This is a genomic window from Pseudonocardia sp. HH130630-07, from assembly GCF_001698125.1.
Classification (GTDB): Bacteria; Actinomycetota; Actinomycetes; order Mycobacteriales; family Pseudonocardiaceae; genus Pseudonocardia.
Genome location: NZ_CP013854.1, coordinates 933,552 through 951,239 on the forward strand (window position 1 = coordinate 933,552; position 17,688 = coordinate 951,239).

The following is a 17,688-nucleotide window of genomic DNA, read 5'->3' on the forward strand; positions in this document are numbered from 1 at the left end:
CGCCGCCCGGGCACCGGTACCGCCCGCCGCGCCCGGCTCAGAACAGCGCGCGGGCGAGTGCCCGGCGCGCGGTGCTCACCCGCTGGTCGTCGGACGGGAACAGCTCGAACAGCTCGACGAGGTGCCCGCGGGCGCGGTCACGGTCGTCGCCGGCGGTCCGGGCCACGGTGTCCACCAGCCTGCTGAACGCCTGCTCGACCCGGTCCGCCGCCAGCTCGGCGTTGGCGGCGGCGATCTGGGCGTCGACGTCGTCGGGCGCGGCGTCGGCGCGCTCGATCGCCGACGGGTCGGCCTGCTCGGAACGGGCCAGGAACCGCACCTGCGCGAGCGCGGCCTTCGCCTGCTCGTTCGCCGGCTCCGCGTCCAGGATCGCCTGGTAGGCGGCCTCGGCGGCGGCGTAGTCGCCCTGCTCCACCGCGTCCTCCGCCGCGGTGAACCGGGGGTCCTCCGGCTCCTCCTCGGGCTCGGCGGACGCGTCGGCCCCGGCGGCGGCCCGCTGCTCGCCCTCGGCGATCGCGGGCATCCGGTCGCGCAGCGCGTCGAGCAGCGAGGCGACCCACTCCGCCGCCCGGTCGTCCGGGATGGCGCCGTTGACCGCGTCGGCCGGCTGACCGCCGACCAGGACGACGATCATCGGGACCTGCTGGACGCGGAACGCCTGGGCGATCCGCGGCTGGGTGTCGATGTCGACCCGGGCGAGCAGCCAGGCGCCGCCACCGGCCGCGGCCAGCCGCTCCAGCTCGGCGGACAGCTGCTCCTCGCGCGGGTACCGGCTCGCCCACAGCTCGACGACGACCGGGACCTGCAGCGACGGTTCCAGGACCTCGTCCTGGAAACCCTGCTCGGTGGCGTCGACGACGTACGGACCACCGGCGGCCTGGTCGCCACCGGCGGCCGGCGCACCGCCGGACGGCTGCTTGCCGGCCGACTCGGCCCGCGCCTTCAGGCCGGAGAGATCGACCGCTCCGGCCATGGCCGACGACATCGCCGCACGCTGGGCCGCCTGACGAGGATCTGGGCGAGACACGCCGACCATCCTTCCACGCACCCGCCCGGTCCGTGCGGCGCCCCGGCCCCGGTGGCGCGCCCGCGGGATCCCACCGGCCCACCCGCGAGTCCACGATCACCGGACCGGCGGAGCATCACCGGCTCCGGACGCTCGTTGAACACGGTGAACCACCCCAACGGTGACCCTGTGTCACGAGTGTGACGCGGTACATCCATGATGTGCCCTGCCCGAGACGATCAGTGAGACACCGGTCCGCGAGTACCGGTGAACGACGGAGGACATCCGAAGATGAGCAACGTCCAGACCGCTGCCAAGCCGGTCATCGCGTACGTGTCGCTGGCGCTGGGCGCCCTCGGCGTGATCGCCGGGCTGCTGCCGATCCCGCTCGCCGCCTGGATCCTGGGCGCCGCCGGTCTCGTCACCGGCTTCCTGGCGTTCCGCCAGCCCGGGACCGCGAAGCTCGGCCAGTTCGGCATGGCGCTCGGCTTCGTGTCGATCCTGGTGGGGGTCTACACCTTCACCAGCTACATCGCGGGCTGAGCCCACCGCGGGCGATGCGGCCCGCAGCACGTCATCGGCCGGCGGCGGATCCCGCCGCCGGCCGGTGCGACCGCCGACCGGCGGCGGCGCGATCGCCGGCCGCGGGCCGTCCTCGTCACGGTGACCCGGGCGCGGCGCCGTCCGTGGCGAGCCCGGCGATCAGCCCGGCCAGCTCGACCGGCCTGGTGAGCATGGGGAAGTGCCCACCCGGCAGCTCGACGACCTCTGCCACCCCGGGCCCGATCCCGCCGGCGGCGCGCCGCCCGGCCGCGGGGGCGACCACGCGGTCGCCCGCGCACACCACCGCGACCGTGCGGACCCGCGGCCACGCCGCGAGCGGGCACGGCTCGGTGAGCAGGGTCCAGTCCTGCGCGCGCAGACCGCCCGCCGCGCCCGCGACCACCGCATCGGCGTCCGCGGCGAGAGCGACGGCCGCAGCGGGACCGGCGACCGCCCCGGCGGGAGCGACGGCCGTTCCTGCGGGGCCGGCGACCGTCGCGGCGGGCCCGGCGACCGCCCCGGCGGCTCCGGCGGCCAGCTCGTCGGCCACGCCGCGGTAGAGACCGGCCGCCACGGTCGCCGCGTCCGGCCACCGGGTCGTCCGCCCCTCGCCGCGCCGGACGCCCGCGTCGTACCCGGGCACGAGCAGGTCCGGCTCGGCGCGCAGCACCTCGGCGAACGCCCGGCCGGGCCGGGGCAGGAACGCCCCGACCAGGACGAGCGCGCGCACCCGCCGCGGGCCCAGCCGGTCCGCGGCGACCGTGGCGACCAGCCCGCCCAGCGAGTGCGCGACCAGGACCACGGGCGGGCCGTCCGTTCCCGGCCCGATGGCGGCGAGCACCGCGTCGACGTACTCGCGGTGCCCGGCCCGCGGCGTGTCCGACGGGAGGTCCGGCGCGGCCACCGCCGCCCCGGACCGCTCCAGCTCGGCGGCGACCGGCGCCCAGCACGCGCCCCGGTGCCAGGCCCCGTGCACGAGGACGACCCGCGCCGGCTCCCCCGGGGTCACCCGGTGCCCTCCCGCAGGTGCTGCTCGACCCGGTCCACCTTCGCCCGCAGCTGCCCCTGGTGCCCGGGCCGGATGTCGGCCTTGAGGACCAGGCTGACCCGCGGCGAGACCGCCGCCACCGCCTCGACGGCCCGTTTGACCACCGCCATCCCCTCGTCCCAGGTCTCGGACTCGATGGTGGTGAACATCGACGTCGTCTCGTTGGGCAGGCCGGACTCGCGGACGACCCGGACCGCCTCGGCGACGGCGGCACCGACCCCGCCGTCCTCCGACGCGGATCCCGACGGCGCGATGCTGAACGCGAAGAGCATGCCGCCACAGTGCCACGCCCCGGGCCGCCCGTCCGGCGATCATGGGCCGGGCGACTCCCGCTTGCTAGCGTTCCGGACATGACTACCCGCGGGTCACTTCCCTTCGACCCGATCCAGCGCGCCGCCGACCTGTGGGAGGAACGGGTCGGCCCGGCGCGCACGATGGCCACGGTCACCAGCGTGATGCGGGTCCAGCAGATCCTGCTCTCCGAGGTGGACGGCGCGCTGAAGCCGCACGGGCTGACCTTCGCCCGGTACGAGGCGCTGGTCCTGCTCGACTTCGCGCGGCGGGGCAGCCTGCCGATGCGGGTCATGGGCGAGCGGCTGCAGCTGCACCCCACCAGCGTCACCAACATCGTCGACCGGCTGCAGGGCGACGGGCTGGTCCGCCGCCTCCCGCACCCCACCGACCGGCGCGCGACGCTGGTCGAGCTCACCCCGGACGGCCGGGACCGGCTCGCCAAGGCCACGGTCGCCGTGACCTCCATCGACTTCGGGCTCACCGGCCTCGACGACGGCGAGCAGGAGACCCTGACCACGCTGCTGCGCCGGATCCGCAGGTCCGCGGGCGACTTCGACTGAGCGCCGCGCCGCGGTCCCCGGTTCACCGGGGTCTCCGGCGGCGCCGGCGGGCCCGCCGGCCGCCCGGCGGCCCACCGTGGCCGTGGCCGGGCCAGTCACGCATCACCGTGCCCCGGGGCGGGCGCGGCGTGCGCAGCATCCGCCGCACGGTCCCCCATCCGGCGATCGCGCCGGACGTGCCGGACAGGGCGACGCACACCAGGTAGTCGACCAGCTCCATGACTCGCTCCACGGGATTGACGGGACGGACGGCGGGGTTGACGGGGTGGTGCGGCAACGGCGTTGACAGTAGGGGCCGGCACCGACAGGATCGGTCCCGTGGAGGACGAACCCGCACCGCACCCGGTCCGCGCAGACCGGGCCGACCGGGCCGACCGGTCCCCGTTGCGCGCGGCCCGGCTCGGGCGCGGCTGGTCGCAGTCGCAGGCCGCCCGGGAACTGGCCGGGCTCGCGGCCGGGGCGGCGGATCCGGCCGGCGCCGCCCCGCGTGCGGGCAGCCTGAAGACCCAGCTGTCCCGCTGGGAGAACGGGCACGCGACCCCGGCACCCGAGCACCGCGCCCTGCTCTCCCGGCTGTACGGCGTCCCGGCCGCCGAGCTGGGCCTGGAGCCGCCCCCCGCTCCGGCCGCCGCAGGTGGCGCCGACCGGCTCCGGGCCGCGCTGGCCCGGTCGTCCGCGGTCGACGCGCAGGCGGCGGAGCTGCTGCACCGCCAGCTCCGCGCCACCGCCGCACTCGACCACCGGCTCGGCACGGCGGCGGCGCACGCGGCGGTGCGCGCCCAGGTCGACCAGCTCGGCGACCTGCTCGGCCACTGCCTCGACCCGGCGATCGGCACCCGGCTGGCCGATCTGCTCGCCCGCGCCGCACTGCTCGCCGGCGACCAGGAGCGCGACCGGGACGACCCGGACCTCGCCTGGCGCTCCTACACCACGGCCGCCACGGCGGCCCGGCGTGCGGGGCGCGACGACCTGGCCACCGCCGCCGAGCACCGCAGGTGGCGGCTGGCGGCCGAGATCGGCGTCCCGGGCGGCCCGCTCGCGGCCGACCTGCAACACCCGCCGGCCGCGGTGGTGGCCGACCTGCTCCACGAGGCCGAGGGTCCCTCGCTGCGGGACCGGGCCGAGGCGGCGCTGCGGGAGGCACGTGCGGCGACCGAGGCCGGGCGTCCGGAGAGGGCGACCGAGGCCGCGGCCCGGGCGGGGAGCCTGGCCCTGCGCGGCGGATCGGCCCGGGTCGTCGCCCGGCTGCGGGAACTGCCCCCGTGAGTGGCCGCGGCGCCCGGACCGCTCAGCCGGACCGCTCCAGCAGCTCGTCGGCCGCGGCCCACGGGTCGAGCCGGCCGGCCAGCACCCGGCCGGTCAGCGCGTCGAGCACCGCGCCGCCGCGCAGCTGCTCCATCCGGGAGCGCACCTGCTCCATGCCGATCGCCTCGATCTCGCGGCGCACCCGCTCGCGCCGGCGGCGGTCCCGCTCGCCGGACTTCTCCGACCAGGTCAGGTGCTCGTCGAGGGTGTCGGCGAGCCCGTCGATCCCCTCGGCGCGCGCCGCGACCGTGGACAGCACCGGCGGCCGCCAGTCGTCGGGCCCGGCGTCGCGCAGGTGCAGCATGTTCCGCAGCTCGCGCACCGTCCGGCGGGCCCCGTCGCGGTCCGCCTTGTTCACCACGAACACGTCGCCGATCTCCAGGATCCCCGCCTTGGCGGCCTGCACCCCGTCCCCCATGCCGGGCGCGAGCAGCACGACGGTGCTGTCGGCCAGGCCGACGACCTCCACCTCGGACTGGCCGACGCCGACCGTCTCGACCAGGATCACGTCGCACCCGGCGGCGTCGAGCACGCGCAGCGCCTGCGGCGTGGCCCAGGACAGCCCGCCGAGATGGCCGCGGGTGGCCATCGACCGGATGAACACGCCGTCGTCGCCGGTGTGCTCACCCATCCGGACCCGGTCGCCGAGCAACGCACCGCCGCTGAACGGCGAGGACGGGTCCACCGCGAGCACCCCGACCCGTCGGCCACGCGCCCGCAGCTCGGTGACCAGGGCCGACGTCGAGGTCGACTTCCCGACACCCGGCGACCCGGTCAGCCCGACGACGTGCGCGCGGCCGGTGTGCGGGGCCAGCGCGGCGGACACCTCGCGCAGCCGCCCACCGGCGTTCTCCACCATCGAGATCAACCGGGCCACGGCGAGCTGCTCGCCGGCCCGTGCCCGCCGCACGAGCTCGACCGGGTCCGGTGCTCCGGCCACGGGTTCCTCCAACCCCCGACGACCAGCCGGGACCGGCGTGGGTCAGGACTTCGGCACGCGGATGATCAGCGCGTCGCCCTGGCCGCCGCCACCGCACAGCGCGGCCGCGCCGACACCGCCGCCGCGGGCCTTGAGCGCCAGCGCGAGGTGCAGCGCGATCCGGGCACCGGACATCCCGATCGGATGGCCCAGCGCGATGGCGCCGCCGTCGACGTTGACCTTGTCCTCGTCGATGCCCAGGGTCCGGGTGGAGACGACGCCGACCGCGGCGAACGCCTCGTTGATCTCGACGAGATCCAGGTCGGCGGGCTCGATGCCCTCCTTCGCGCAGGCCCTGGCGATCGCGTTCGCCGGCTGCTCGTGCAGCGAGGCGTCCGGCCCGGCGACCACGCCGTGCGCGCCGATCTCGGCGATCCACTCCAGCCCGAGCTCCTCGGCTTTCGCCCGGCTCATCACGACCACCGCGGCGGCGCCGTCGGAGATCTGCGAGGCCGAGCCGGCGGTGATGGTGCCGTCGGCGGCGAAGGCGGGCTTCAGCTTGGCGAGGCTCTCGGTCGTGGTGTCCCCGCGGACGCCCTCGTCGGTGGCGAAGATGACGGGGTCGCCCTTGCGCTGCGGGATCTCGACCGGGGTGATCTCCTGCTCGAAGGTGCCGTCGGTGGCGGCGCGGGCGGCGTTCTGGTGCGAGCGGGCGGAGAAGGCGTCCTGCTCGGCGCGGGTCAGCCCGTAGCGCTCGTTGTACTTCTCGGTCGAGGCACCCATCGCCACCTGGTCGAACGCGCAGAACAGGCCGTCGAGGGACATGTGGTCGGTGAGCGTGGCGTCACCGAACTTGGTCCCCTCGCGGGACTTGGTGAGCAGGTGCGGCGCCTGGGTCATCGACTCCTGCCCACCGGCGACGACGACGTCGAACTCACCGGCGCGGATCAGCTGGTCGGCGAGCGCGATCGCGTCGACCCCGGACAGGCAGACCTTGTTGATCGTCAGGGCCGGGACGTCCATCGGGATACCGGCGGCGACGGCGGCCTGCCGCGCCGGGATCTGGCCGGCCCCGGCCGTCAGCACCTGGCCCATGATCGTGTACTCGACCTGCTCCGGGGCGACGCCCGCGCGTTCCAGCGCGGCCTTGATGGCGATCCCGCCGAGCTGGGCCCCGGAGAACCCCTTCAGCGAACCGAGCAGGCGGCCCATCGGGGTGCGTGCTCCCGCGACGATGACGGTTCCGGACACGGGTCCTCCAGCGAGCTCCGTTGGCAGGTGGCGACAAGCACCATACCCACGCCACGGCGGCCGGCGACCGCTCCGAACGGCGGGGGGTGACCAGCTGCACATCCCGCTACCGGCCGGTAGCGACGGTACCTTCTGTCCTCATGACGACATCCGATGACGCCCTGTCGCCGCTGGTCGTGGCCGTGGACCACGTCGGCATCGCCGTGCCCGACCTCGACGAGGCCATCCGCTGGTACGCCGAGAACCTCGGCCTGGTGGCGGTGCACACCGAGACCAACACCGAGCAGGGGGTGCGCGAGGCGATGCTCGGCGCTCCGGGTGAGGACCCCGGGGCGACCAAGGTCCAGCTCCTCGCCCCGCTGGACGAGAACTCCACCATCGCGACCTTCATCGGCCGCAACGGCCCGGGGCTGCAGCAGGTGGCCTACCGGGTGACCGACGTCGTCGCCGCGGCGGACGCCCTGCGCGCCAAGGGCCTGCGCCTGCTCTACGACGCCCCGCGCCGGGGCACCTCGGACTCCCGGGTCAACTTCGTCCACCCGAAGGACGCCGGTGGGGTGCTCGTCGAGCTGGTCGAACCCGCGTCCGGGGCGTCCGCGGCGCACTGAGCCGCACCGGAAGGTCAGTACGTGCGTCCGGTGTCCTGGCTCACGAAGCCTGTTCGGGGTATCTCTTCCACCGCACATCTGCGGTATACATACTACGCGGTAACTTACGGTATCCCAAGCAAGCACACTCCCTGAGCAACGTCGCCATCGGAGGCCAGCAGTGAAGGACATCCGCGACGCCATCCTCGCCGGTCAGTTCGCCGACGTCGGCGGCCTGGACGTGCCCGAGCACTACCGGGCCGTCACCGTCCGGGCCGCCGACGCCGACATGTTCGCGGGCCTGAGCACGGCGGAGAAGGATCCGCGCAAGAGCCTGCGGGTCGACGACGTCGCGGTCCCCGAACTGGGCCCGGGCGAGGCACTGGTCGCCGTCATGGCCAGCGCCATCAACTACAACACCGTGTGGACGTCGATCTTCGAGCCGGTCTCCACGTTCAGCTTCCTGCGCCGCTACGGCCGGCTCTCCCCGCTCACCGCCCGGCACGACCTCCCGTACCACGTCGTGGGCTCGGACCTGGCCGGCGTCGTCGTCCGGACCGGCCCCGGGGTCAACGCCTGGAAGGCCGGCGACCAGGTCGTCGCGCACTGCCTGTCGGTCGAGCTGGAGAGCCCGGACGGGCACTCGGACACGATGATGGACCCGGAGCAGCGGATCTGGGGCTTCGAGACCAACTTCGGCGGGCTCGCGGAGCTGGCCCTGGTGAAGTCGAACCAGCTGATGCCCAAGCCGGACCACCTCACCTGGGAGGAGGCCGCGTCCCCCGGCCTGGTCAACTCCACCGCCTACCGGCAGCTCGTGTCGCGCAACGGGGCCGACATGAAGCAGGGCGACGTCGTGCTGATCTGGGGAGCCTCCGGCGGCCTCGGCTCCTACGCCACCCAGTTCGCGCTCAACGGCGGGGCCACACCGGTGTGCGTGGTGTCCTCGGCGGAGAAGGCGCAGATCTGCCGGGACATGGGCGCCGAGCTCGTGATCGACCGCAACGCCGAGGGCTACCGGTTCTGGTCCGACCCGCAGACCCAGGACCCGAGCGAGTGGAAGCGCTTCGGGGCCCGGATCCGGGAGCTGACCGGCGGCGAGGACCCGGACATCGTGTTCGAGCACCCGGGCCGGGAGACCTTCGGCGCGTCGGTCTACGTCACCCGCAAGGGTGGCCAGATCGTCACCTGCGCGTCGACGTCGGGCTACATGCACGAGTTCGACAACCGTTACCTGTGGATGAACCTCAAGCGGATCGTCGGCTCGCACTTCGCGAACTACCGCGAGGCCTACGAGGCCAACCGGCTCGTGGCGAAGGGCATGATCCACCCCACGCTGTCCCGGGTGTACCCGCTGGACGAGACCGGGCAGGCCGCGCACGACGTCCACCGCAACGTCCACCAGGGCAAGGTCGGGGTGCTCGCGCTGGCCCCGGAGGAGGGCCTCGGCGTCGCGAACCCGGAGAAGCGCGAGCGGCACCTGGCCGGGATCAACCGGTTCCGCGGGGTCTGAGCCCGGTGCCCCCGCCGCCCGTCCCGGGCCCTGTCGCACACCGGGACGCCACCTGTCCACACCAGGGTGAGCACCGCGACGCGGGGCGGGGAACTCACGGCCGGGCAACGCCGCCGCCGGTACGGTGAGCCCATGGCCGGCGACCACGACGTACCCGTACCCCGGACCGGTTTCTCGATCGCCCGGCGGGGCTACGAGCAGGCCCAGGTCGACAGTCACCTGCGCCGGCTCGACGCCGAGGTGCGGATGCTGGCGGCGGACCGGGACGCGGCCGTCGCCCAGAACACCCGGCTGAGCCGCGAGCTCGACGACGCCCGCACCCGTACCGAGGCGATGCAGCAGCAGGTGAACCGGCTCGCCGGGCCGCCGCAGAGCGTCCAGGGCATGAGCGAGCGGCTGCGGTCGATGCTCCGCCTCGCCGAGGACGAGGTCGCCGAGATGCACGCCAAGGCCGACCGGGAGATCGCCGAGCGGCGCCAGCAGGCGGACGACCATGCCTACGAGGTCATCACCGCTGCCCAGACCCGGACCGACCAGCTCGCCGCCGGGCTGGAGGTGCAGCGGACGGACCTGGAGCGCGCCGCACTGGACCGGGACCGGGAGCTGGACCTCAAGCGGGAACGGATCGAGTCCGACCTGGCCGAGCTGCGGTCGACGACCGAGCGCGCGCTGGCCGAGCGGGAACGCGCGGTCACCGAGCGGATCGCCCGGGCCGACACCGAGGCCCGGGAGAACCGCGAGCAGGTCGAGCACGACTTCCGGATCGCGATGGACCAGCGGCGGACCGAGGCGCTCACTGCGCTGCTCGCCGAGCGGCACGCGCTGACCGACGAGATCGCCCGGCGGCGTGCGGAGGCCGACGAGAAGATCCGGCAGGCGCACACCGAGGCCGCGGCCGAGGCCGAGGCGATCCGCGCCGAGGCCCGTGCCGACGCCGAGGAGACCACCGGCCGGGCGCGCCGGCGCGTCGACGAGCTCACCGACCTGCGCCGCCGGGTGGCCGGGCAGCTGCACGCCACCCGCGCGCTGATCGACGCCGAGGCCGTGGGCCTCGCCGACGCCGTCGCCGACGCCGAGGGCCATGGCACCGACAGCACCGGGCCCGGCACCGACACCGGCACCGGCACCGGCACCGGGAGCCACGGCACCGGTGCCGCGACCGGGGCGCCGGAGGGGCACCCGACCGACTCCGCCCACCCGGCCGGGATCGGCGACGGCACCGGGCAGCCGGAACGGGCAGCCGGCTCCGGCGGCACCCCGGAACCGGGGAGTCCCATCCCCGGGACCGACGGCGATGGCACCGGGCTTCCGGGCGCCACGAATCCGTCCGGGGCGGACACCGCCGCCGACCGCCCGTCACCGACGCCGCGGCGGGGTGCCTACGGCCGTACCCGGCACACCGCCCGGTCCCGCTGAGGTTCGCCGTCCGGGGCTACCGGCGGAAACCGGCCCGGCGCCGGTCCCGGGCGTTCCAGCAGGGCAGGTGCCAGTGCCTGCGGTCCTCGACACCGCCGGTCTCGTCGGCGGGCCAGGTCACCACGTGCGGGGTGCCCGAGGGCAGCAGCTGGTCGCACCCCGGGCAGCGGTAGTTCTTCACCGACGCGCCGCCGGGCACCCGGCGTACGTTCCACTCGCCGTCGCTGCCGGTCTCCCGCGACGTCGTCATGCCGCTGCCGAGCGGGGTCGCGACCGGACGGCCCCGTCCCCGTTCGGTGGGGCGGGGCCGTCTGGTGCGTCCGCGGGCCATGCGGCCAGTGTCCCAGCCGGCCGTCAGGCTCGCGTGTAGTCCCGGAAGCCGTGCCCGGTCTTGCGACCGAGCCGGCCCGCGGTCACCAGGTGCTCCAGCAACGGCGCCGGAGCGAACCCGGACTGGCGGAACTCGGCGTAGAGCGACCGCTCGATCGCCAGCGAGACGTCGAGGCCGACGACGTCGAGCAGCTCGAACGGGCCCATCGGCAGTGCGCAGCCGGTCTTCATGGCGGCGTCGATGTCGTCGGCGGTCGCGTAGTGCGCCTCCAGCATCTTGACCGCGTCGTTGAGGTACGGGAACAGCAGCGCGTTGACGATGAACCCGGCCCGGTCGCCGCAGCTGACCGGCACCTTCTTCAGGTTCTGCGTCACCCCCAGGACGGTGGCGGCGACGTCGCGCGAGGTGCCGATCGTCGAGACGATCTCGACCAGCTTCATCACCGGCGCCGGGTTGAAGAAGTGCATCCCGACGACGTCTCCGGGGCGGCGGGTGGCGGCCGCGCACTCCACGACCGGCAGCGACGACGTCGTGGTGGCGAGGATCGCGCCGGGCTTGCAGATGTCGTCGAGCGCGCCGAACATCGCCCGCTTCACGTCCAGTTCCTCCGCGACGGCCTCGACGACCAGGTCGACATCGGCCATGTCCTCCAGCCGGGTGGTCGCGGTGATCCGGCCCAGGACCGCGTCCCGGCCGGCCTCGTCGAGCCGGCCGCGGGCGACCGCCTTGTCCAGTGACCGGCGCACCGTCGCGACCGAGCCCTCGGCCTTGGACGCGCTGCGGCCGCGGACGACGACGTCGTACCCCGCCTTGGCGAACACCTCGACGATCCCCGACGCCATGGTCCCGGTGCCGACCACGCCGACCTTGCCCACCTCGCGCAGCGTGACGCCGTCCGGCACCGCCGAGGCCGGGGTCTCCCCGTCGTCGACCACGGTCGAGCTGTGCGGCGCGGAGTAGGTGTAGAAGCCGCGCCCCGCCTTCCGGCCGAGCAGCCCCGCGGTGATCATCTGCTTGAACACCGGGTTCGGCGCGTGCAGCAGGTTGCGCGACTCGCCGTACATCGTCTCGAGGATCTCGTAGGCGGTGTCCAGGCCGATCAGGTCGAGCAGGGCCAGCGGGCCCATCGGGTAGCCGCAGCCGTACCGCATGGCGGCATCGAGGTCCTCGCGGCTGGCGTACCGCTCGGCGTACATCTTCGCGGCGTGGTTGAGGTAGCCGAACAGCAGCGCGTTCGCGATGAAACCGGCCCGGTCGCCGATCACCACCGGCACCTTCCCGATCGCCTGGGCGAAGGCCTGCACGTCGTCGATCACGTCCGGCTCGGTGACGACGGTGCGCACCACCTCGACCAGCTTCTGCACCGGGGCCGGGTTGAAGAAGTGCATCCCGACGACCTTGCCGGGCCGCGTCGTGCGCACGGCCAGCTCGGTGACCGACAGCGACGAGGTGTTCGAGCAGAGGATCGCGTCCTCCCCCACCACGGCGTCCACGGCGGCGAGCACCTCGGCCTTCGCCGCCAGGCTCTCCGGGATCGCCTCGATCACGAGCTGGGCCCCGGCCAGGTCGGACACCGAGGTGGTGACGGTGATCCGGCCGAGCAGCTCGTCGGCCTGCTCACGGGTGAGCTTGCCGCGCTCGATCGCGCGCCCGGTCGACGCGGCCAGGTGCTCGCGGCCGCGCTCACCCGCCGTCGCGTCCACCTCGACGGCGACGACCTCGATCCCGGTGCGGGCGACGACCTCGACGATGCCGGCGCCCATGGTGCCCAGACCGACCACACCGACCGTGCGGAACTCGCGTGCCACGGTGGAACCTCCCAGTCCGACGACTCTGTCGTTCTCGGCCGGATCCTGCCATCGGACCGGCTACCACTGGGTAACATGCGACCAGGGCCACCCCATCGGAACGGGACGGCCCTGGTCGTCGGATCAGGCCGGGCCTACCGGCCGTGCCGCGCCCGCACGACGCCGACCAGCGTCTGCATGACCTTCGCGGTCCGCCGGAACGAGGTGACCGCGATCGGCATCGGGAACCGGGCGCGGGCGATCGCCTGCGACCGGGTGAACTCGCGCAGCCCGTCGGGGCCGTGGATCCGGCCGAACCCGGACTCGCCCACCCCGCCGAACGGCAGCGCGGGGATCCCGGCGAAGGAGATGACGCCGTTGATCGACACCATCCCGCAGCGCAGCCGGTCCGCGATCTGCTGACCGCGCTTCGCCGAGAACACCGTGGCGCCGAGCCCGTAGCCGGTGGCGTTGGCCCGCCGGACCGCCTCGTCGACGTCGGGCACCCGGTTGACCACGAGCAGCGGTCCGAAGGTCTCCTCGGTGACCGCGACCGAGTCCTCCGGGACGTCGGCGATCACCACCGGGGACACGGCGCCGCCCTCGTCCGGGACCGACTCCGCACCGCCGACGATCGCCCGTCCGCCGCGGTCGAGCGCGTCGGTGACGTGCCTGCGGACGATCCCGGTCTGGGACGGCATCGTCATCGGACCGAGGTCGCCCTCGCGGGCGGCCGAGCCGACCTGCAGCTTGGACGCGAGCGCCCGCACCTTCTCCAGGAACCGGCCGGCGACCGACTCCACGACGTAGACGCGCTCGACGCCCACACAGGTCTGGCCGGCGTTGGACATCCCGCCCCAGACGGCGGCGTCCGCGGCGGCGTCGAGATCGGCGTCGGCGTCGACGATCAGCGGGTCCTTGCCGCCGCACTCCATGAGCACCGGGACCAGGTTCTCCGCGCACGCCCCCATCACCCGGCGCCCGGTCCCGGCCGACCCGGTGAAGGCGATCTTGCCGACGCCCGGGGCCCGGCACAGATCCGCCCCGGTCGCCCCGAAACCGGTGACGACGCCCAGCAGCGGGTAGCGCCTGACCTCGGGGACCGCCTCGGCGAGCGTCCGGGCGATCTCGTGCCCGACCCCGGGGGTCAGCTCGGACGGCTTGAAGACGACCGTGTTGCCCGCGGCGAGCGCGTAGGCGATCGACCCCATCGGGGTGAAGATCGGATAGTTCCACGGCCCGATCACCCCGACGACGCCGAGCGGCCGGTAGGCGACCGACGCCGCCTGGTTGGCCATCAGCAGACCGGGCGGGACCGAGCGGCGGCCGAGCACCTTCTTCGCGTGCGTGGTCGCCCAGTCCAGGTGGTCGATCGCGAGCACGACCTCGAGCCGGGCGTCGTCGAACGGCTTGCCGGTCTCGTCGGCCACCACCCTGGCGACCCGGTCCAGCTGCCCGGCCAGCACCTTCTTCCAGGCCAGGAGCCGGGTACGGCGCCCGGCGAAGCCGAGACCGTCCCACCACACCGCGGCCTCGCCCGCGGCGCGGACGGCGGCGCGCACGTGCTCGCCGTCGTGTACCGGGTAGCGGGCCAGCTCGGCGCCGGTGCGCGGGGAGAGCGAGGCGAAGGTCATGCTCTCGCCCTCGTTGTCGGAGGGGGCACCGGAGGTGTCTGCAGTGACGGCACTCACGCGGTCAGGGTAGACCGGGCGCCCCGGTCCGACCGGGCCCGCGCTGGCCCCGCGGGGCCGCGTTCAGCCGGCGAGCACCGCCACCGCCGCGGCGACGCCGAGGAGCACGACAGCCACCGTCACCAGGCTCACGGTGCCGCCCCCGGTCGGCAGCCGGGACCCGTCGACCTGCAGCGCCCCGGCCACCCGCCGGTACCGGCGCTGGCTCCCGAGGACCACCACCGCACAGATGAGGAAGGCCACCAGGCACAGCACGACGCCCGTGACCCCCGCGGCCGGCGCGGTCACCCTGGCCGCGACGAGTGACGCCGCCGCCAGCGAGATCCCGGTCCGGCGCCAGGCGAGCGCGGTCCGCTCCGGCTGCAGACCGGGATCGAACGACGTCACCCGAGGACCGTTCCGAGCACCAGCAGGACCCCCACCACCCCGACCAGCACCGCGAGCGGGACCCCCGGCCCCGACGACGGCAACGGCCGGCCCGCCCGCAACGCGCGCTCGGTCACGAACCAGCTCCGCCACGCCGAGAGCGGCAGCAGGATCCCGCCACCGAGGAGCACCAGCGACGCGGCACTGCGCAGCCCCGCCTGGGCCGGGACGTCGAGCGCCTCCAGTGCCACCCCCGCCGCCAGCAACGCGACGGCGGTCCGGATCCACGCCAGGTAGGTCCGCTCGTTGGCCAGGGTGAACCGGGGATCGGGCTCGGTCCCGCGGTCGTACAGCCGGGCGGGGAAACGGCGGGCGGTCACGGCCCCAGTGTCCGCGCCCGCCTGCACCCGCCCGCACCCGCCTGCTCCCGGCCCCGCCCGCACCTCCTGCTCCCCGCCCCGTCCGCACCCGCGGACCCGCTCCGTGCGGTGCCGACCCGCCCGGCACCACCGGCCGCGGCTCGTGGTCCCCTGGCTCGCCGGGATCCGTGGGCCACTCGGCACCACTCGACCCGCCGGTACGACCGCGCGGCCCCGCGACGCGCCGCCCGGGCACGGGACGACGGCGACAAGTCACGGGTCACGGGTCACGGGTCACGGGTCACGGGTCACGGGTCACGGGCAGACGAGCGAACGGAACGGGGCGGGATCAGGTGGAGCAGCTGGCGATCGGCGCCGTGGCGCTGTTCGTGGCGTCGACGATCGGCGGGATGACCGGCTTCGCCGCGTCCCTCGTCTCCACCCCGGCGTTGCTGTTCCTCGGGTTCGGCGTGCCGGAGGTGGTGGTGGTCAACCTGACCGCGACCCTGGTGACCCGGATCGGTGTGCTGATCCGGCTGCGCGGCCAGGTGGACCGCCGACGGGTGCTGCTCCTGGCCGCCGGCTCGGTCCCGGGCGCCGTGGCCGGGGTGGCGGTGCTGGGCAGGCTGGACGAGCAGGCCCTCCGGATCGGCACGGGGGTGGTCGTCACGATCGCCGGTCTGGTGCTGCTGCTGGGCGGGCGCCGGATCTCCACGCGGCCGGGCACTCCGGCCACCGCGGCGACCGGGCTCCTCGGCGGCTTCCTGTCGACCACGACGTCGCTGAACGGGCCCCCGGTCGCCGTCCTGCTCGACCGCTGCCGGCTCACCCCGACCGCGTTCGTCGCGGACTTCGCCGGGTACGCGCTGGTCACGAACGCGGTCTCGCTGGCGCTGCTCGGCGCGCAGCACCGGATCCCGGCCGGGGTGCTGTGGCCCGTACTGCCGGTGCTCGTGGTCGCGGCGCTGGTCGGCAACCGACTGGGCGGGCTGCTCACCAGCCGGGTACCGGCCGCGACCTTCGCGACGATCGTCAAGCTGCTGGTCATCGCGTCCGGCATCGCGACGATCCTGTCCTGACGCCGGGATCCGGCCCCGCGCGATCAGAACGGCGGCTCGTCCGAGCCTCCCTCGGCGACTCCGTCGGCTCGGGCGGCTCCGGCGGCTCCGTCGGCTCGGGCGGCTCGGGCGGCCGCCGCGTCGGTGGTCGGACCGGTCGTCGCGCCGGACCCGGGAGCTGACGGCACCCTCCCGGTGAAGCGTCGGTAGTCCTCGGGGAAGGTCGTCTCCGACCAGCCGCACGGGCTGATCCAGGTGAGCCCGCCGTCGGGGGTGGCGACGACCTGCCATCCGGGGGCGTCCTTGAGCTTGTGGTGCCCACGGCAGAGACCGTGCAGGTTGTCGGCGCTGGTGGTGCCGCCGCGGGCCCAGGGGATGTGGTGGTCGAGGTCGCGGACGGGTTTGGGACACGAGGGACCGCGGCAGGTGTGGTCACGGGCGTGGACGAGGTCGGCGAGTGCGTCGGGCGGCCGGTAGGTGGTGCGGCCGAGGTCGAGGCAGGTTCCGGTGAGGGGGTCGGTGACCAGGCGTTTCCAGGTTCCGCCCGCGGCGAGGGCCCGGGCGGTGGTGGCGGGGACGGGGCCGTGACCGGTGAGCTCGGCGGGGGTGTCGGCGCCGAGGAGGGTGTCGAGCCCGACCACGACGTGGATCAGCGGGATGCGCCCGATCGCGGAGGTGGGATCGGGCTTGGCCGCCAGCACGGTGCGGACCGCAGCGAGAACGGCGTCGGCTCCAGCGGCTGCGTCGGCTCCGGCATGCCCGGTCGGGCCGGCGGGCGCAGGCGAGGCGGGCCCGCCGCCCGTGATGGTCGCCGTGGCGGCGAGGACGGTGTCGGTGGCGGCGCGCACCACGTCGAGGTCGGTCAGCGTCATCGTGCCCTGCAACAGCTGGTGGGCCAGATCGACCCGTCGCTGGTCGAGAGTGCGGGGATCGGTCCCGGGCAACGATCGGGCGAGGCGGTCGACGCACCGCCACGACGCCTCGGCCTGCGCGGCGGTCCCGCCCAGCCACAAGGCCGCCATGCCCTCCTCGGCACGACTGATCGACATCCGCCGGTCCGCCGCAGCGCGCCGGTGGCGCCGGGTCGCACCGTCGGGATCGACCCGGGCGATCGCCCGCCGGAGCCGTTCCCGCACCAGCCGGTACGGGATCCCGTCGGTGGCCGCGGGCAGCACCCGGGCCTCGACCGCCCGCGCCGCCGGATCGTCGAGGACCACCGTGGCCGAGGCGATCGCGACCGCCGTGCGCCCCGGTAATCGCCCCGCCTCCCAGGCGGCGAGGGTGGCGGGCAGCACGCCGCGGAACCGCTGCGCCTCGGCGAGCAGGCCACGGGCCTCCTCCCGGCTGACCCCGAGCACGAGCGCGACCTGGTCGGGCAACCACCGCGACACGTCGGTGACCGCCCGCGGATCCGCATCCGGCGGGGCGGCGCGGCTACCGGGGGGATGGCGGGCGGCGAACTCCCCCAGCATCCGGGCCCGCAACGCCGACGCCCACCGGACCAGCCGCTCCGCGCCGGCCACAACGTCCAGGACCTCGGTGTCGGTCAGGTCACCGGGCTCGGCACCGGCGGCCTCGCACCGCGACGCCAGGGCATGACCGACCGGCTCGTCGCGGACGGCCATCGACACGTCGAGAACACCGGAATCGACTA

Annotated in this window: 19 protein-coding genes; 7 read left to right on the forward strand and 12 right to left on the reverse strand. The window is 75.0% G+C overall.

Features of this window, described 5'->3' with window-relative positions; genetic code table 11:
* Window positions 1-37: 37 nt before the first annotated feature.
* Window positions 38-985 carry a tetratricopeptide repeat protein gene (locus tag AFB00_RS04540; protein WP_231974217.1) on the reverse strand — a complete coding sequence of 316 codons (948 nt, stop codon included), beginning with the start codon at window positions 983-985 and terminating at the stop codon, window positions 38-40.
* 312 nt (window positions 986-1,297) lie between these two features.
* On the opposite strand from AFB00_RS04540, the gene AFB00_RS04545 reads away from it, so the two are divergent.
* Complete coding sequence (locus AFB00_RS04545) at window positions 1,298-1,549, forward strand: hypothetical protein (protein ID WP_156819370.1); 252 nt, start codon at window positions 1,298-1,300, stop codon at window positions 1,547-1,549.
* A gap of 115 nt (window positions 1,550-1,664) precedes the next feature.
* On the opposite strand, the gene AFB00_RS04550 is transcribed toward AFB00_RS04545, so the two are convergent.
* Together AFB00_RS04550 and AFB00_RS04555 are read right to left on the reverse strand one after the other, a co-directional pair.
* Window positions 1,665-2,558 (reverse strand): esterase/lipase family protein, encoded by an 894-nt coding sequence (locus AFB00_RS04550; RefSeq protein WP_068796180.1) that lies wholly within the window; start codon window positions 2,556-2,558, stop codon window positions 1,665-1,667.
* Entirely contained in the window at window positions 2,555-2,869 is a 315-nt protein-coding gene (locus AFB00_RS04555) for a thiamine-binding protein (protein ID WP_068796181.1), read from the reverse strand. Before AFB00_RS04555 ends, AFB00_RS04550 begins: the two co-directional genes overlap by 4 nt.
* A gap of 78 nt (window positions 2,870-2,947) precedes the next feature.
* On the opposite strand from AFB00_RS04555, the gene AFB00_RS04560 reads away from it, so the two are divergent.
* A complete protein-coding gene (locus tag AFB00_RS04560) occupies window positions 2,948-3,451 on the forward strand; it encodes a MarR family winged helix-turn-helix transcriptional regulator (RefSeq protein ID WP_068796182.1) in 504 nt (167 codons plus the stop codon).
* Between the two features lie 22 nt (window positions 3,452-3,473).
* On the opposite strand, the gene AFB00_RS32925 is transcribed toward AFB00_RS04560, so the two are convergent.
* Complete coding sequence (locus tag AFB00_RS32925) at window positions 3,474-3,671, reverse strand: hypothetical protein (protein ID WP_068796183.1); 198 nt, start codon at window positions 3,669-3,671, stop codon at window positions 3,474-3,476.
* A 98-nt stretch (window positions 3,672-3,769) separates the two neighbouring features.
* Between AFB00_RS32925 and AFB00_RS32930 the strand changes: the two genes are divergently transcribed.
* Window positions 3,770-4,717 (forward strand): helix-turn-helix domain-containing protein, encoded by a 948-nt coding sequence (locus AFB00_RS32930; protein ID WP_068796184.1) that lies wholly within the window; start codon window positions 3,770-3,772, stop codon window positions 4,715-4,717.
* Between the two features lie 22 nt (window positions 4,718-4,739).
* Here the strand turns inward: AFB00_RS32930 and meaB are convergent, their stop codons facing one another.
* Together meaB and AFB00_RS04580 are read right to left on the reverse strand one after the other, a co-directional pair.
* Window positions 4,740-5,696 carry a methylmalonyl Co-A mutase-associated GTPase MeaB gene (meaB, locus tag AFB00_RS04575; RefSeq protein WP_068796185.1) on the reverse strand — a complete coding sequence of 319 codons (957 nt, stop codon included), beginning with the start codon at window positions 5,694-5,696 and terminating at the stop codon, window positions 4,740-4,742.
* A 42-nt stretch (window positions 5,697-5,738) separates the two neighbouring features.
* Window positions 5,739-6,926, reverse strand: coding sequence for an acetyl-CoA C-acetyltransferase (locus tag AFB00_RS04580; protein WP_068796186.1), 1,188 nt, complete (start codon window positions 6,924-6,926; stop codon window positions 5,739-5,741).
* Between the two features lie 140 nt (window positions 6,927-7,066).
* Between AFB00_RS04580 and mce the strand changes: the two genes are divergently transcribed.
* From mce to AFB00_RS04595, 3 genes are all read left to right on the forward strand, one after another.
* Window positions 7,067-7,534, forward strand: a complete 468-nt coding sequence (mce, locus tag AFB00_RS04585; RefSeq protein ID WP_068796187.1) for a methylmalonyl-CoA epimerase — start codon at window positions 7,067-7,069, stop codon at window positions 7,532-7,534.
* A 160-nt stretch (window positions 7,535-7,694) separates the two neighbouring features.
* Window positions 7,695-9,026 (forward strand): crotonyl-CoA carboxylase/reductase, encoded by a 1,332-nt coding sequence (gene ccrA / locus AFB00_RS04590; protein ID WP_068796188.1) that lies wholly within the window; start codon window positions 7,695-7,697, stop codon window positions 9,024-9,026.
* Between the two features lie 132 nt (window positions 9,027-9,158).
* Window positions 9,159-10,442 (forward strand): hypothetical protein, encoded by a 1,284-nt coding sequence (locus AFB00_RS04595; RefSeq protein ID WP_068796189.1) that lies wholly within the window; start codon window positions 9,159-9,161, stop codon window positions 10,440-10,442.
* A gap of 16 nt (window positions 10,443-10,458) precedes the next feature.
* Here AFB00_RS04595 and AFB00_RS04600 read toward each other — a convergent pair whose 3' ends face one another.
* From AFB00_RS04600 to AFB00_RS04620, 5 genes are all read right to left on the reverse strand, one after another.
* Entirely contained in the window at window positions 10,459-10,773 is a 315-nt protein-coding gene (locus AFB00_RS04600; RefSeq protein ID WP_068796190.1) for a hypothetical protein, read from the reverse strand.
* Between the two features lie 23 nt (window positions 10,774-10,796).
* Entirely contained in the window at window positions 10,797-12,581 is a 1,785-nt protein-coding gene (locus AFB00_RS04605) for a 3-hydroxyacyl-CoA dehydrogenase family protein (protein WP_068796191.1), read from the reverse strand.
* 134 nt (window positions 12,582-12,715) lie between these two features.
* Window positions 12,716-14,194 carry an aldehyde dehydrogenase family protein gene (locus AFB00_RS04610; RefSeq protein WP_068796192.1) on the reverse strand — a complete coding sequence of 493 codons (1,479 nt, stop codon included), beginning with the start codon at window positions 14,192-14,194 and terminating at the stop codon, window positions 12,716-12,718.
* 120 nt (window positions 14,195-14,314) lie between these two features.
* Window positions 14,315-14,638, reverse strand: coding sequence for a DUF202 domain-containing protein (locus tag AFB00_RS04615; protein WP_068796193.1), 324 nt, complete (start codon window positions 14,636-14,638; stop codon window positions 14,315-14,317).
* Window positions 14,635-14,997 (reverse strand): YidH family protein, encoded by a 363-nt coding sequence (locus AFB00_RS04620; protein ID WP_068796194.1) that lies wholly within the window; start codon window positions 14,995-14,997, stop codon window positions 14,635-14,637. Before AFB00_RS04620 ends, AFB00_RS04615 begins: the two co-directional genes overlap by 4 nt.
* A 332-nt stretch (window positions 14,998-15,329) precedes the next feature.
* On the opposite strand from AFB00_RS04620, the gene AFB00_RS04625 reads away from it, so the two are divergent.
* Complete coding sequence (locus AFB00_RS04625) at window positions 15,330-16,055, forward strand: sulfite exporter TauE/SafE family protein (RefSeq protein ID WP_156819371.1); 726 nt, start codon at window positions 15,330-15,332, stop codon at window positions 16,053-16,055.
* A 23-nt stretch (window positions 16,056-16,078) separates the two neighbouring features.
* On the opposite strand, the gene AFB00_RS34585 is transcribed toward AFB00_RS04625, so the two are convergent.
* Entirely contained in the window at window positions 16,079-17,659 is a 1,581-nt protein-coding gene (locus tag AFB00_RS34585) for an HNH endonuclease (RefSeq protein ID WP_068796195.1), read from the reverse strand.
* Window positions 17,660-17,688 lie beyond the last annotated feature (29 nt).

What these genes read in the sequence shown, in the direction of transcription:
- AFB00_RS04545 (WP_156819370.1), top strand. Translation starts at nt 1,298, where the DNA reads ATGAGCAACGTCCAGACCGCTGCCAAGCCGGTCATCGCGTACGTGTCG.
- AFB00_RS04610 (WP_068796192.1), bottom strand. Translation starts at nt 14,194, where the DNA reads ATGACCTTCGCCTCGCTCTCCCCGCGCACCGGCGCCGAGCTGGCCCGC.
- AFB00_RS32925 (WP_068796183.1), bottom strand. Translation starts at nt 3,671, where the DNA reads ATGGAGCTGGTCGACTACCTGGTGTGCGTCGCCCTGTCCGGCACGTCC.
- AFB00_RS04600 (WP_068796190.1), bottom strand. Translation starts at nt 10,773, where the DNA reads ATGGCCCGCGGACGCACCAGACGGCCCCGCCCCACCGAACGGGGACGG.
- AFB00_RS04555 (WP_068796181.1), bottom strand. Translation starts at nt 2,869, where the DNA reads ATGCTCTTCGCGTTCAGCATCGCGCCGTCGGGATCCGCGTCGGAGGAC.
- AFB00_RS04540 (WP_231974217.1), bottom strand. Translation starts at nt 985, where the DNA reads ATGTCGTCGGCCATGGCCGGAGCGGTCGATCTCTCCGGCCTGAAGGCG.
- AFB00_RS34585 (WP_068796195.1), bottom strand. Translation starts at nt 17,659, where the DNA reads ATGGCCGTCCGCGACGAGCCGGTCGGTCATGCCCTGGCGTCGCGGTGC.
- mce (WP_068796187.1), top strand. Translation starts at nt 7,067, where the DNA reads ATGACGACATCCGATGACGCCCTGTCGCCGCTGGTCGTGGCCGTGGAC.
- AFB00_RS04560 (WP_068796182.1), top strand. Translation starts at nt 2,948, where the DNA reads ATGACTACCCGCGGGTCACTTCCCTTCGACCCGATCCAGCGCGCCGCC.
- AFB00_RS04595 (WP_068796189.1), top strand. Translation starts at nt 9,159, where the DNA reads ATGGCCGGCGACCACGACGTACCCGTACCCCGGACCGGTTTCTCGATC.